This window comes from Acinetobacter vivianii (assembly GCF_014635885.1).
Taxonomy (GTDB): domain Bacteria; phylum Pseudomonadota; class Gammaproteobacteria; order Pseudomonadales; family Moraxellaceae; genus Acinetobacter; species Acinetobacter vivianii.
Window position 1 is genome coordinate 57,858 of sequence record NZ_BMDR01000005.1, and the last position, 13,877, is coordinate 71,734.

The 13,877-nt window shown below is 41.2% G+C and carries 12 protein-coding genes; 6 read left to right on the forward strand and 6 right to left on the reverse strand.

The features are described from left to right. Window positions 1-25 precede the first annotated feature (25 nt). The 3 genes from IEV36_RS11295 to IEV36_RS11305 all read left to right on the forward strand — a co-directional run bounded on the left by IEV36_RS11295 (window position 26) and on the right by IEV36_RS11305 (window position 3,120). On the forward strand, window positions 26-1,678 hold the full coding sequence (locus IEV36_RS11295; RefSeq protein ID WP_005256594.1) for a PqiB family protein: 1,653 nt from the start codon (window positions 26-28) through the stop codon (window positions 1,676-1,678). Next, complete coding sequence (locus IEV36_RS11300) at window positions 1,675-2,373, forward strand: PqiC family protein (RefSeq protein WP_005256595.1); 699 nt, start codon at window positions 1,675-1,677, stop codon at window positions 2,371-2,373. Before IEV36_RS11295 ends, IEV36_RS11300 begins: the two co-directional genes overlap by 4 nt. A gap of 174 nt (window positions 2,374-2,547) precedes the next feature. Continuing rightward, a complete protein-coding gene (locus IEV36_RS11305; protein ID WP_005256597.1) occupies window positions 2,548-3,120 on the forward strand; it encodes an undecaprenyl-diphosphatase in 573 nt (190 codons plus the stop codon). An 87-nt stretch (window positions 3,121-3,207) separates the two neighbouring features. Here the strand turns inward: IEV36_RS11305 and IEV36_RS11310 are convergent, their stop codons facing one another. The 6 genes from IEV36_RS11310 to tssH are packed head-to-tail and all read right to left on the reverse strand — an operon-like array spanning window position 3,208 to window position 10,777. Then, window positions 3,208-4,176 (reverse strand): M15 family metallopeptidase, encoded by a 969-nt coding sequence (locus tag IEV36_RS11310; RefSeq protein WP_005256598.1) that lies wholly within the window; start codon window positions 4,174-4,176, stop codon window positions 3,208-3,210. Window positions 4,177-4,179: 3 nt separating this feature from the next. After that, window positions 4,180-4,776, reverse strand: coding sequence for a hypothetical protein (locus tag IEV36_RS11315; protein ID WP_005256601.1), 597 nt, complete (start codon window positions 4,774-4,776; stop codon window positions 4,180-4,182). A gap of 11 nt (window positions 4,777-4,787) precedes the next feature. After that, complete coding sequence (gene icmH / locus IEV36_RS11320) at window positions 4,788-5,597, reverse strand: type IVB secretion system protein IcmH/DotU (protein ID WP_005256603.1); 810 nt, start codon at window positions 5,595-5,597, stop codon at window positions 4,788-4,790. Window positions 5,598-5,607: 10 nt separating this feature from the next. Then, window positions 5,608-6,972 (reverse strand): type VI secretion system baseplate subunit TssK, encoded by a 1,365-nt coding sequence (gene tssK, locus IEV36_RS11325; protein WP_005256605.1) that lies wholly within the window; start codon window positions 6,970-6,972, stop codon window positions 5,608-5,610. Window positions 6,973-6,988: 16 nt separating this feature from the next. Continuing rightward, window positions 6,989-8,080 carry a type VI secretion system protein TssA gene (gene tssA / locus IEV36_RS11330; RefSeq protein WP_005256608.1) on the reverse strand — a complete coding sequence of 364 codons (1,092 nt, stop codon included), beginning with the start codon at window positions 8,078-8,080 and terminating at the stop codon, window positions 6,989-6,991. Window positions 8,081-8,104: 24 nt separating this feature from the next. After that, complete coding sequence (gene tssH, locus IEV36_RS11335; RefSeq protein WP_005256610.1) at window positions 8,105-10,777, reverse strand: type VI secretion system ATPase TssH; 2,673 nt, start codon at window positions 10,775-10,777, stop codon at window positions 8,105-8,107. Between the two features lie 376 nt (window positions 10,778-11,153). On the opposite strand from tssH, the gene IEV36_RS11340 reads away from it, so the two are divergent. Genes IEV36_RS11340 through tssC form a run of 3 tightly spaced genes read left to right on the forward strand, consistent with a single transcriptional unit; the run spans window position 11,154 to window position 13,858 of the window. After that, entirely contained in the window at window positions 11,154-11,858 is a 705-nt protein-coding gene (locus IEV36_RS11340) for a hypothetical protein (RefSeq protein WP_005256612.1), read from the forward strand. 19 nt (window positions 11,859-11,877) lie between these two features. Next, window positions 11,878-12,381, forward strand: a complete 504-nt coding sequence (gene tssB, locus IEV36_RS11345) for a type VI secretion system contractile sheath small subunit (RefSeq protein ID WP_004771195.1) — start codon at window positions 11,878-11,880, stop codon at window positions 12,379-12,381. After that, complete coding sequence (gene tssC / locus IEV36_RS11350; RefSeq protein WP_005256620.1) at window positions 12,374-13,858, forward strand: type VI secretion system contractile sheath large subunit; 1,485 nt, start codon at window positions 12,374-12,376, stop codon at window positions 13,856-13,858. Before tssB ends, tssC begins: the two co-directional genes overlap by 8 nt. The last annotated feature ends 19 nt before the right edge of the window (window positions 13,859-13,877 follow it).

A 13,877-nucleotide genomic window follows, 5' to 3' on the forward strand; every position in this document is an offset into this window, starting at 1 on the left:
TTTGACCCATAAAAGAACGATCACTATGTCAGAAAATACACACAATAGCCAAGATTCTGAAGAGAACCTGACCGAGTTAACTCAGCAGGATACGGTTTTCGCGGAACCCGAAAAAAAGAAAGGGCGCTGGAGACCTGCGCTGATCTGGCTGGTTCCTTTTATTGCCTTGTTAATCGCGCTTTCACTTGCTGCAAAAGCCGTGCTGGATACGGGCCCAACCATTGAGGTGTCTTTTCGTACCGCTGAAGGCTTAGTTGCAGGGAAAACCACGGTTCGCTATAAACAGGTGGATATTGGTCTGGTTCGCCAGATTGATTTGTCTGATGATCGTTCTCATATCATTGCCAAAATTGAATTGCGCAAAGATGCCAGTAATTTTGCAGCCAAAGATTCACGCTTCTGGGTGGTGCGACCTCGTATCGGTACAGGCGGGATTTCCGGAATTGATACTTTATTATCAGGCGCTTATATCGAAGTGGATGGGGGCAAGGCAGAAGAAAAGCAGGAAGACTTTGTTGGACTTGAGGTTCCACCTGTTGTTTCCTCGGATATACCGGGTAAAGTGTTTTTTTTAAAGGCACAGGATTTAGGTTCGCTGGATATTGGGGTGCCTATTTACTACCGCAGAATTAATGTTGGGCAAATTACGGCGTATAAACTGGCAAATGATGGCAAAAGTGTAGAGCTCCAAACATTTATTCAATCGCCTTATGATAAGTTCGTGACCACAGATGCACGCTTCTGGCAGGCCAGCGGGGTGGATGTGACCTTGAATGCTTCAGGATTTAATCTGGATACCCAGTCGCTTGCCAGTATTGTTGCGGGTGGGATTGCATTTGGCTATCCAGAAAATTCGTCGGCAGGCATTGCACCTAACCACAGTTATTTTACCTTGTCAGATTCTCGCAAAGAGGCCATGAAAGAGCCTGATGGTAAACCTCGCCCGATTATTATGTATTTTGATCATTCTTTACGTGGTCTGACGGCAGGTGCACCAATTGACTTTATGGGCATTGAAATTGGAAATGTTAAAGCCATCAATGTGGAGTTTGACCAGAATTATACCCAGTTACGGATGCGCGTCGATGCTGTGATTTATCCATCTCGTTTAGCACATGGCAAAGAACTTGATCCAGATGGTGAAATCTTTAGAAACTTCATTGCAAAAGGATGGCGTGCTCAAATGCGCACAGGTAATCTGTTAACAGGGCAGAATTACATTGCATTTGATAAATTTCCGAAAGCCAAACCTGCTGCTTTAAAAATGCGTCCAGATGGGCGGGCTGAGGTGCCAACCACAGCAACTGAACTGAGTGGATTGCAAGCGCAAGTGTCACAGATTGCGGATAAGGTAAGTAAGTTCCCACTTGAAGAGATTGGTCAAGATGTTCGTAAAACCTTGAATAATATGAATACCACCATTGAATCAACCGACAAATTGGTGAAACAGTTAGATGGTAAAGTGGCACCTGGTTTACAAGCGACTCTGAATGATGTCCGTAAAACCATGCAATCGAGTGAATCGATTTTATCTAGTGACGCGCCAATGCAGCAGGACGTGCGTAAAGCATTACAGCAAATGACTCGGGCAGCGGCATCATTACAATTGATGGCAGATTATATTGAACAACATCCTGAATCGTTGATTCGCGGGAAAAAAGCAGAGACGAATAAATGATCATTACAACATTGAAAAAAGCATTTACTGCTCAGGACGCGATACGTTGTGCTGGAATTTGTACGACGACTTTATTAATTGCTGCATGTTCCACTTCACCTACACCGAATTACTATACTCTGGCAAATAAAGTCACGCCTTTGCCGAGCTCTAAAGTGAAGGTGATCGAGGTATTGCCTGTGGGTTTACCTGATCGAATCAATCGTGCGCCTCTGGTGATACAGGAAATCAATGGTCGATCAAATATTCTGGATAATGAACGCTGGACTTCAACCTTAGGGGCAGAGTTAAGAGATAATTTATCTGCTGGCTTACAGCAAAAGCTTGGTGCCGTCGATCGCTATAATAGTGGGATGATCGGTGGAAAGGTGTCTTATCGGGTTGCGACGGACTTTTCCCATTTTGATATTGTGAATACCACTTCTGCGAATAATAAGAATGTTGAAGTTTCTGTGGCATGGATCATTAAACGTAATGATCCGAGTATCACGATCAATCAAGATTCTACCCAGAATCAGCAGTTGGCTTGTCGGATGACATTCACTCAGCCTGTCAGTGCCAATAATAACCAGATTCCAACGATTGTGAGCAGTGCAAGTGCTTCACTGGGTCGCGTGATTGATGCAATGGCAGTTTCGATTGCTGCTTTGGATTCAAAAGTGCCCGTTCGAGTGGAAGGAGCGGTTTGTTCTTAAATCTTTATAAATCAGGGTCGATAGATTCTTAGTGAATAAATACGACTAAATCATCAAAATTAAAAATAGCTTAAATCAGGCTAAAAACTATTTTTATCCTTATGATAAATTTAATTTTTCTTTAAGCTATTTTTTTTATCGTGCTGACATCAAATCATCATGGATCGATTGGCAATGTCAATTGAAGATGTAAATATTAATATATTTCAGTGGATTAATGCCGCTGCGACGCAAAATACATTTTTGGATAAAATCGCTATATTCGCTTCGCATAATTTAATTGGCGGTTTATTAGGATTTTTACTCATTTCTGTATTTTTTAAGAATAAAAAATACAGAACACAATTTATTAAATCTTTAATCTTTGTGCTGGTCGCATTGTTATTTACCAATGTTATCCATGCATTCTATTATCATCCGCGTCCATTTGCGATGGGGCTAGGACATACGCTGGTCGGGCATGGTTCAACTTCATCATTTCCTAGCATGCATACGTTGACCGTTGCCACGATTGCTTTTTCTTATTTGCTGTCAGGATTTAGAAAAATAGGAAGTATCGGATTATTACTAAGCGTTATTGTAGGCTGGTCAAGAATTTATGTCGGTGTACATTTTCCTTTTGATGTGATCGGTTCATTTGTTTTTGCATTTATGATCGTTTGGGGAACGAATTATATATATGAAGAATATAGAATAAAATTAATGAAAATGATTGCTGTTCCTGTGATCGAGGAAAATATACTTTAAATCATTTTTATTAAAATGCTTGTGGTCACTTTTATTTGCAGTAAAGACAGATAATCATCATTATTATAGGTCTATGTATTTTAAAAACTATGAATCACCTGATTTTGCTGTTAATTGACCTTCAGCAATCAATTGATCCGCCATTTCTTTGGTTTTCTTTAAATCTGGCATACGATATTCGGTATGACCATAATCTTTAATTGATTTCCAGCGACCGCCCCAAGTCAAGCCAACCGATTCGGCGACTTGGCCATATAGTTCATAACCCCGCATTGCCCACGGATCTCGTTCACTAATCACGACTTTCCCATTGCGTTTAAAGGCGACATCGGCTGCCAGACCAAATTGGTGATAACTTTGATAGCCTTTGGCACGCGTGGTATTCGGGTTACCCGCCAGCATATTTTGACGATTTGGACTACGATAACCTTCAAGTAGTACCAGTTCATAGCCATGCTGTTCTTTCATGATTTTAAAGACCATGAGCAGACGCTGTTTGTAACGTGGGTTAATTTTATCCCATTTACGATCCACCATTGATGAGTCCAGACTGCCATGAGAATGGGTCAACGGCACTTCAATTTGTGAAGCATCAATGCTTGGATCGGTCATATGCTGAGCCTGATAAGCCTCTTCTAAGCGTGTTGCTTCCACAATCGCATCTTGAATAAGAGTTTCATCGACATCTGGTGGAGGACTGAGCATTTCTCCATTGAGTAGGGCATAGACCTGCGGATCAGTTTCTTTTAAGTATTCAGCTTCAATCCGTGTTGAACTGATAGGACGCGTAAACGCAAAGATCAGAATACTGGCAAATAAAAAGAAACCTGCGATCAAGATCCACCATTGTTGCAAATGCCAATGTGATTGTAATTTTTCTGGAGATGCTGCCTGATGCATATGCTCTGCAAATTGCATGGCATTGGCGATTTTCTTTTTCCCGCTTGGAAGTAAGGATTGTAAAAGCTGCGTACATTTGTAACGCAGCTCATAGGACATCAGTAAAATAAGCCCAATTGCAACCCCGACAAAGCAGAGAAAAATAAACCAGATCATGTGTTACTTGAGTTCATTTACAGCGAAAGGCTTCTGGGTAACTTTAATCTGTACGGTTGCATCAGGTGCTTCCGCTTCTGGCTCTTTGGGTGCGACCACTTTAGCAGGCTGAGCTACGGGTTTTACCACTTTTGCTGGCACAGCTTCGCTTTTTGGATGAGCTGCTTTTGCTGGAGCAACAGGCTGAGCTGCTTTGCCATTGGGTTCATTGGCAAATGGCGATGCATGTTGTGCCGTTTGAGCAGGCGCAGCAGCAGGTGGCGGAGTACGCTGGAAGAACTTATTTAGATCATTACTACCTGGTTGAGTAAAGTTACTGTCTTCTTCTGACTCAGTCGATTCATATTGAACAGGAGCCGCTACTTCTGTTGCCTGTGTCGTTTGCTTGGCACCCGGAAGTACCGTGGTATTTTCTTCTACAACCTGAGTCGGTTCGACATATTCACTGGATGATCCTGTTCCTGTGGACAACATAAAGAAAAATAATGTGGTCAAAATAATCCCTGAAATAAATCCAATCAGTAAATAGATCACAGGAGATAATGTTTTTTTCTTATTTGTCTGTAAGATGCGTAAAGAGGTAGTTCTTTCCTGACTCATACTTCAATCAACTAAGGCAAATGGATAGTAATATGTGCTTCTTCTGCTGGCGCTGAAATCACATTTTGATAGGGTGTTAAAGCATTATGATTTTGTTTGTTCAGCATAAACTTTAAACCTGCGAAGGTCAGCGCTGCGAATAACAATAAGAAAATCAGGATCCAGAAAAATGGCAATTCATGATGAATAATATGTTTGATCTGATCTGGAATCGCGGCGAACGGAGAGAATGCTGCTTTTTTGCCTTTGAGATAATCAATTTCATCACCCACACGTGCAACCAGATGATTGAGGCTTTCAACAGACTCAAGACGATATTTGCCTTGAAAACCAAGCAATAAACAGTAATGAAACACTTCAAGCGATGGCAGACGATCTTTGCCGCGACTACGCAGTTGCTCTAGAATCTCAAAAAAGCGATAACCGGCAAGCTGAGAGCCAAATAAACTTAACTGTAACGGGCTGATGAGCCAGCTATTTTGCAAGTTAAAGTAGGCAGCATCTTGTTGCGTTGCAATGGTTTCATCAATCAATGCACAAAACGCATATTTAGCATCATGAATATCATCTGCTGAAAATTGCAGTCGCTTCGCCTGTTGCTCAAAACGGTTGAGTAAATCCAGAATTTTTTCACGAAAATCACTTGGATTTGAGGGGATATAGCGATTACGCAGCAAGAAAACTAAATAAAATCCATCATGTAACAGATCAATCAGATTCGTTGCTTGTGCTTTATTTTGTGGTTGGTCAGAGCTAGGTAAGCCTGAACCAATTTTTCCATCATCAAATAAAGAAGGAATACCAGCTGGATGTTGAGTCATTGTTATTCTCTTAACTATTCATTACAGCAATGAGTTCAATACTAATATCTTGGAAACCTGCTGGCACATAGACACAGATGGATTCTGACTCAAGCATACGTTGATAGAGTTCGTGATGCGGTTCAATTTCGAAATAACTCACACCTGAACGCACTGGAATTGCTGTTGGGACTTGCATCAAATGATGCAGTGGAACCGCAGGCAATGCCGCAATCACGCGTTGCTCTACATCAATGGTGCTACCGACTTTAAAGCGTAACGGCACAATCTGGATGAGTTCATGCGTTTGCATCATACTGCTTGAGACTGCGATATAAAGACGCGTATCACGGGTAATCTTGTCAGACTCAAGGCTGCCGACCCAGTAAGATGGGCGTGTTTCTTTCAAGGCAATGCTGAAATAGCGACTTGAAATAATGGTATCCAGCAAATCTCTCAGAATGACATCGAGTTGCTGGAAACTGTCCTGTAACTGATGGTGCTTATAATGCGGTAAATGATCGACATCATAGGCGGTTGAGAAGGTCAGCAGGGAACCAGTCAGACGTAATAACTCTGAGAATAAACGTTCTGGATGAATTTGCGGATAATGCAGTAAATGATTCAATCCTGCATAGGCCGTATTCAAGGCATTGATTAACCAGAATGAAACGATATCTCCTGAACGGAACTCAATCAGTTTTTGCTCGTTTTCACGGTTATTGCTTTGAATGGTTTTAATCTTGGCTTTAATCACATTCAAGGTACGTTTTAAGTTGTTGATTAAAGACTCTGACGCAGCCACATGTAAAATTGGTGGAATGAATTTGCTATCCAGCTCAAATGTACCTGAACTTTGGCGTTTTAATCTTCCTATAGCCAAATACAAGAAGCCATCAAGATTCTGGGTCGGTTGAACATGCGGATCAAGCAATTTAAATTCTGCACGACGGCGCAACAAACTTAGCTCAGCAGGGCTAGCATCTGTAAACAGGTCGTGTGTTTCTGACAGATAGTTGTGATAACGGCTCGACAGGGAGCGTGTCTCATCGGCAATATTTTTCTTATTTGCCTGCAAAATTGGCAGGGCAAGGTAAACAATCATTTCACCTTGCAGATTTAAATCATCCAGCAATAGTGGTTCTGGTAATAAATCTTGTGCTGGTGCATGATAGATCTCACCATCTTGCCAGATGATTTCAGCTTCTTCTAAAGCCAGAATATGAGTTGAAAGCTGTACTTCATCAAATTTGAGCTTTTGTACGCCATAAGCATGCGGAATTAACGCCCGAACCGTATGATTCAAGCGTTGCTCGTGGTACGTGTCCTGTATCTGGAAATGCTGAGGACGTAAAAACAGGCCCTCACCCCAAAGAATTTTCTCTGCTTTAAACATATCGATTTACCAACAATTATTCGTATTCATTCTTTGGTTGCACGCCGAGCGTATCTTGCAGCATTTGTAATGGATGCTCATCTTTAATCACTTGGGTTAACCATTCATGCAGCGGCATTTGGCTCCACTTAATGGTTTTTTGCAACATATAGCTCACAGGACTATGCGGTTCATTCTTTTGGAAATAGGTCGCAATTTCCTGTAAAACGCGCATCGCTTGCTCACGATTTTCAACATGCGATTGAACTTGGGGCTGGAAGGTTGGTTGCGCCTGAACCGCAGTCGGTTGAGTCGTCACGTTTTGTGTTGTCGTGGTCATAGCGGGTTCACTGTCAGTCGCCACGGTTTGAGTCACTTGCTCAAACTGTTCTGTTTTATAAATTTTCTTCAGACTAATATGAATATTATCAAGGCTAGAGTCAATTGCAGCAAAGCTTGGTGAATCTAAGCCAAGTAAACCATCCAGCACATTTTTCAGTGTCGACCACTGTTGAAAAATCTCGGTAAAATGCTGATAGTTTTGGCGCTGGAAAGCTTTATCGGTACTGAGTAAAGCTTGCTCAAACTGTTCTAGCTCGCTTGTACTGCTCGCACTTTCATAATCATCACTTTGTTTACGACGGATATTTTCATGATAAAGAAAATTATCATAGTCGAGTAAATGATAAAAAGGTGCGTGATTAATCAAAGGAACTTTTTTAATCAGCAATGGTAACTGGTTAATTAAACCCTGTAACAGCCCAATACGTTGATCCAGATCATCATCTTCTACTTCTGGATGAAGTGTCAGCCAATACTGTTCAAGTAAGCGGTGACTGAGCTCAAGGCTCTTCGCGATACCTTCGAAACCATATAGATTTGCCCAAGCTTCAGAAAGCCAAGTGAGGATACGGATATCTTTACTTTTGGTTTGCAGCAAATCAATCGATGTTGCTGCAACAAAATCCCAATCTGCCTGTTTCGGTTCCGTGACCCAATCGCCTTGATCAAGCAAAAGATCATCTTGAGTTCGGGCCTTTTTAATGGCATGGAACTCATTTGAAAAAGAGTAATCTTCACCACAAGGTGATTGCTCATTAATCGGTGTCAGTAATGGGTTAATATCCATATGTATCACAGTGTTGGCTCAATCTTAAATTTCAGCTTTCGCTTTTTTGCTGGTACGCTTTTTCGTGGTTTTTATAACAGGATCAAGCTGATAGATGATTTCATCATCTTTGGTATCAATATTGATCAGTTTCGGCAGTTTATGATCTGCCAGCGCCACCAGAATTTCTGTTGCCAGCGCTGGTAAAACGGTCGAATTTAAAATGTTGTCCACATTTCGCGCACCACTATCGACTTCAGTACAACGACTTAAAATCAGTTCAATTAAATCTTCTGAATATTGAACCTGAGTTGCATATTGTTTTTCAATACGCGCAACAATCTTCCCAAGCTTGTGTTTGATGATACGAACCAGCAAATCATCATGTAAAGGAAAGTAAGGCACGATTCGCATACGACCAATAAATGCTGGCTTAAACTGTTTATATAAGCTTGGCTTTAAATGCTCGACCAAGTCATCCGCATTTGGCCATTCTTCTACAGGCTGATTTAGGCAAGCCTGCATGATGGCGCTTGAACCCGTATTCGAGGTCAGGATGATGGTGGTGTTTTTAAAATCGATTACACGACCTTCACCATCTTCTAAAGTCCCTTTGTCGAATACCTGATAAAACAGTTCCTGAACGTCACTATGCGCTTTTTCAATTTCATCCAGAAGTACAACACTATAAGGATTACGACGTACCGCCTCAGTTAAAACACCGCCTTGACCATAACCGACATAACCCGGAGGCGCGCCTTTTAATGATGAAACCGTATGTGCTTCCTGATATTCAGACATATTAATGGTGATGAGATGCTGTTCACCACCATATAATTCATTGGCCAAGGCAAGGGCGGTTTCAGTTTTACCCACACCACTTGGGCCGATCAGCATAAATACACCTTGCGGTTTATTTGGATCTTCCAGCTTGGCCTTAGAGGTCTTGATGCCTTTTACCAATTGATTTAATGCATAATCCTGACCCATGACACGCTCGCCTAGCTTATCTTCAAGGGTTAGAATCTGTTTAATTTCATCATTTACCATATTGCCAACTGGAATACCGGTCCAGTCTGAAATGATCTCATTGATGATGCGTGCGTTGACACGCTCAAAGACCAAGGGTGCCTGACCTTGTAACTGAGTGAGTTCAGCTCTTAATGCTGCAATTTGTGCATTATTTTCATCATTATTATCTTGAGTGCTGAGCTGCTGAATCTGTTTAACCAACGCTAGTTCTTGCTGCCACTTAAGCTCAATATCCTTAATTTCTTTATCTAAAGAGGCCAATTGCTGATTGAGATCTTCTAAACGTTCGTGATGAATCGGGAAGTGCTGATGCTCATTGGTCAAAATTTGCTGTTCTAATTTCAGGTTGTGCTGTTGTGCCTTTAATTGATCTAAAACGACAGGTTGCGCATTTTGCGTCAAGGCAACACGAGCGGCCGCAGTATCTAGCACACTAACGGCTTTATCTGGAAGCTGGCGACCACTGATATAACGATGCGACGCTTGAACGGCAGTAATAATCGCCTGATCTTCAATATGCAGATTGAAATGATTCTGCATGACAGGAATCATGGCACGTAACATATCAATAGCGACTTCTTCAGTCGGTTCTTCAATCTTAACCAGCTGAAAACGACGACTTAAAGCTGCATCTTTTTCGAAGTATTGCTTGTATTCAGCCCAAGTGGTTGCAGCAATTGTTCTGAGTTCACCACGCGCCAAAGCTGGTTTAAGCAAGTTGGCAGCATCATTTTGACCTGCCTGACCACCAGCACCGATCAGCGTATGTGCTTCATCAATAAATAGAATAATCGGATGAGTTGAAGATTGAACTTCCTGAATAACTTGTTTCAAACGATTCTCGAATTCACCTTTAACACTGGCACCTGCCTGTAATAAGCCCATGTCTAAAACATGCAAGTGAACGTTTTTAAGTGCTTCTGGCACCAGACCTTGTGCAATCTTTAATGCAAGACCTTCTACAACCGCTGTTTTACCTACACCAGGTTCGCCCGTCAGGATTGGGTTGTTCTGGCGACGACGCATCAGGATATCGAGCATTAAACGAATTTCAAACTCTCGACCAATAACAGGATCAATTCCGCCTTGTTTTGCTTTCTCTGTCAGGTTAATCGTATATTGATCCAGCGCAGGCGTTTTTACCGTCGTTGTAGCGGTGGCTTGAGTGTCATCTGACGATAGGTCAGACGCAGCAGAGGGTTCGGTTGCAGGTTGTTCCGTGCTTTTTCCGCAAATATCCAGAAACTTATGTTTCATGGTATCAATAGGGAAAAGCTCAAATAGACTAGACGCTCGGAAAGCGATCTGTTGTAAATCTGGCGCAGTGAGTAGGGCGATCAATAAATGACTGCTACGAATCACGGGTGTTTGTTCAGCAGACGCTAACAACCATGCCTGTTCAAATAATCTTACAATTGATTTAGCAAAAATAGGGGTGCGGGTATTGCCTTTTGGTAAAGAACCGATGGTTTCTTTTAAATCATTAATTAAGGCTTCAGCAGAGATATTATTTTTTTTTAATAAAATGTGTAAATCATTGGCAGGAGTTTGATTTAATAACTCAACCAGTAAGTGTTCAATCTCAATCTCATAGTTTAATTGGTTAATACAGTAATTTGCTGACTTTTCTAATGCAGTACGAGTAGGAGGTGATAGTTTTGTAATTAAAACCTTTAAGTTACTCATTTAATACTCACAGTAATTTTTAAATACCAAGTTCTATTCGGTACGTATTAACTTGATATGGTTGTTTTCTCTTAAAAAATATTTTTTGAATAAAATCAAAAACTTATCTAAACTCTACAAGAGTATACAGATTATTCTACAACAAAAAATGTCACTTTTAAACAAAAAATGCACGCTATTTAAGTTTTTTTTTACAAGAATGTCTGTCATGAAACTTTAATAATGTTAATAAACGTAACTAGTATTGACTTTATGTGTGTTTTTTTTGTTAAATTCGCGGAAATGATGTAAATGTACAAAAATTGACGAGTAAGAGGGTTTTTTAACAATAATTGTCAGCTCTTCAATTATAAGTTAAATAATGACGAGGCATATTTTGAAAAAAGGTATTGTAATATCAATTCTTTGTATAGCGACTGGTTTAATCGGCAATTCAGTTTATGCTGAAGAGCAGGCGGCGAAACCAATTAAATTAAAAAGCAAATGTATTAAACAGAATCCGTTGGTGGCGAACCAAACGGATCAAACGCTATTGGGAATTTATCAACAAGTTTGTGATAAAGATAATGCTTCACGCGTCAATGACCTGTTAGCTCAAGCAGCAATGCGCATGTATGAAATCAAGCAGCCAATGAATGCTTTGAAACTGGCAACACAATTACAAGAGCAAAATGTACGTGGCGCGGCGTTAACCGATGTTGCTTTTCTAGCGAGTGTTGAACTTGCCAATGAAGCACTTCAGCATATGCGCTCAAGTGAAATGCGTTACTTAAGTAATGAATTGACTTACCCACCTGCAAAACAGTTGAGTGACAATATCCGTGCGGCGGTACCAGCACCTGATACCTCAACCAGTAAAGCAATTACTGACGAATCTTTGAAAAAAGAGGTTCGAAATACGTCGTCGAATACAAATACTCGACGTACAACAAACAGAAAAGCACCTACAACCCAACCAGCACGTAATAATGTAACTCGTACAGCTGCGCCTAAACGACAGGCGCCTGCGACACCAGCAGTTACTAAACAACCAAATACTGTTCAAAAGACAGGTTCGAATCCTTTTGATTCGTTGAAATAATAAGCAAGGGTAGAAAGTTATGGCAAAGAGAGAAAGCGTACAGAAGAAACTGCAACGCATACGTCCTCCTCGTGTTCAGCTGACATATGATGTTGAAGTTGGTGATGGCAAAGAGTCAAAAGAACTCCCTTTTGTTGTCGGCGTTATGGGTGACTTCTCAGCAGCATCTGAGTTAGAGAAAACCAAATTAAAAGATAAGAAATTTATCAATGTCGACCTCGATAACATTGATGAAGTTATGGAATCACTGGCGCCGCGCGCAGCTTTTCAAGTTGAGAATACCTTGACTGAAGAGGGTGGTCGCATGTCTGTTGATTTAACGTTTAATTCAATGGAAGACTTCCGCCCAGAGCAAGTTGTACAACAGGTTGATCCGTTACGTAAACTGGTTGCTGCGCGTGAGCGTTTAACTGATTTGCGCAATAAGATTTCAAACAGTGAACGCTTGGAAGACTTGTTAGATGAAGTATTGAAAAATACTGATCAAATCCGTCAATTGAGTGCGGAGGCAGACAATGAGTAATTTACAAGCTGCTGCTGCGGCAAATAATGTAGAAGCTGAATCAGCGAATCTACTTGACTCAATCGTTGAGCAAAGCCGTATTGCACGTAATGATGATGAGCATGTTCGTGCAAAAAGTCTGATTGGCGAGCTCGCGAAAGAGGTTATGGCTGGAACCATTACGGTTTCTGAGAACATGACGCTATCGATTGATAAGCGTATTGCTGAAATTGATGCTTTAATTTCGAATCAGCTTAGCGAGATCATGCACCATGAGCAATTCCAGAAAATTGAATCGACATGGCGTGGTCTTTACTATTTCTGTCAAGAAACACCTTCTAACTCAATGATTAAGATTCGTATGTTAAATACGACGAAAAAAGAGTTGGTGAAAGATTTTCAGGGTGCGACTGATTTCGATCAAAGCACACTATTCAAAAAGATTTATGAAGAAGAATATGGCTCATTTGGTGGTGCACCGTATGCAGCCCTGATTGGTGATTTCGAGTTCGATCGTACGCCATCAGATATGTATTTACTGGAACAAATCTCTCATGTTGCTGCTGCGGCACATGCACCATTTGTTTCAGCTGCAAGCCCAAGTATTTTAGGCCTTGAATCATTTACTGATATTGATCGTCCACGTGATGTTTCAAAAATCTTTGAAACAGCAGAATACGTTCAATGGCGTTCTTTCCGTGATAGTGAAGATTCACGTTACGTTGCATTGACCATGCCACATGTCTTGGGTCGTCTGCCATACCATCCAAAAGAAGGGACTGCGACTGAAGGTTTCAACTTCATCGAAGATGTCTCTGGTGAAAACCATGATGATTATTTATGGATGAATGCGGCATATGCCTTTGGTACACGTTTAACCAATGCATTTGATATGCATGGCTGGTGTGCTGCGATTCGCGGTGTAGAAGGTGGTGGTTTGGTTGAAGGCTTACCAGTACATACCTTCAAGACTTCAGATGGCGAAGTGGTATTCAAATGTCCAACTGAAATTGCAATTACAGACCGTCGTGAGAAAGAACTGAGTGATCTTGGTTTCATTCCACTCGTTCACTGTAAAAATACAGACTACGCTGCTTTCTTTGGCGCGCAATCGACGCAGAAACCGAAGAAATATGACAGCGATACGGCCAATGCCAACTCTGCACTTTCGAGCCAGATTCAGTACATCATGGCAGTTTCACGTATTGCACATTACTTAAAAGCAATGATGCGTGACAAAGTCGGAAGTTTTGCATCTGCAGGCAATGTTGAAGCCTTCTTAAATGAATGGTTATCTCAATATGTCTTGCTAGATGATGGTGCATCTCAAGAAGCAAAAGCACAATATCCGCTTCGTGAGGCATCTGTAAAAGTTGTAGAAGATCCAGCTCAACCGGGTCACTACAAGTCTGTGGTTTTCTTAAGACCACATTTCCAGCTGGATGAGTTGTCTGTTTCTTTACGACTCGTGACTGAACTACCTCAGTCCTCAAATTAACAATGAGATCAGCTAGATA

What these genes read in the sequence shown, in the direction of transcription:
- IEV36_RS11295 (WP_005256594.1), top strand. Translation starts at nt 26, where the DNA reads ATGTCAGAAAATACACACAATAGCCAAGATTCTGAAGAGAACCTGACC.
- IEV36_RS11300 (WP_005256595.1), top strand. Translation starts at nt 1,675, where the DNA reads ATGATCATTACAACATTGAAAAAAGCATTTACTGCTCAGGACGCGATA.
- IEV36_RS11305 (WP_005256597.1), top strand. Translation starts at nt 2,548, where the DNA reads ATGTCAATTGAAGATGTAAATATTAATATATTTCAGTGGATTAATGCC.
- IEV36_RS11310 (WP_005256598.1), bottom strand. Translation starts at nt 4,176, where the DNA reads ATGATCTGGTTTATTTTTCTCTGCTTTGTCGGGGTTGCAATTGGGCTT.
- IEV36_RS11315 (WP_005256601.1), bottom strand. Translation starts at nt 4,776, where the DNA reads ATGAGTCAGGAAAGAACTACCTCTTTACGCATCTTACAGACAAATAAG.
- icmH (WP_005256603.1), bottom strand. Translation starts at nt 5,597, where the DNA reads ATGACTCAACATCCAGCTGGTATTCCTTCTTTATTTGATGATGGAAAA.
- tssK (WP_005256605.1), bottom strand. Translation starts at nt 6,972, where the DNA reads ATGTTTAAAGCAGAGAAAATTCTTTGGGGTGAGGGCCTGTTTTTACGT.
- tssA (WP_005256608.1), bottom strand. Translation starts at nt 8,080, where the DNA reads ATGGATATTAACCCATTACTGACACCGATTAATGAGCAATCACCTTGT.
- tssH (WP_005256610.1), bottom strand. Translation starts at nt 10,777, where the DNA reads ATGAGTAACTTAAAGGTTTTAATTACAAAACTATCACCTCCTACTCGT.
- tssB (WP_004771195.1), top strand. Translation starts at nt 11,878, where the DNA reads ATGGCAAAGAGAGAAAGCGTACAGAAGAAACTGCAACGCATACGTCCT.
- tssC (WP_005256620.1), top strand. Translation starts at nt 12,374, where the DNA reads ATGAGTAATTTACAAGCTGCTGCTGCGGCAAATAATGTAGAAGCTGAA.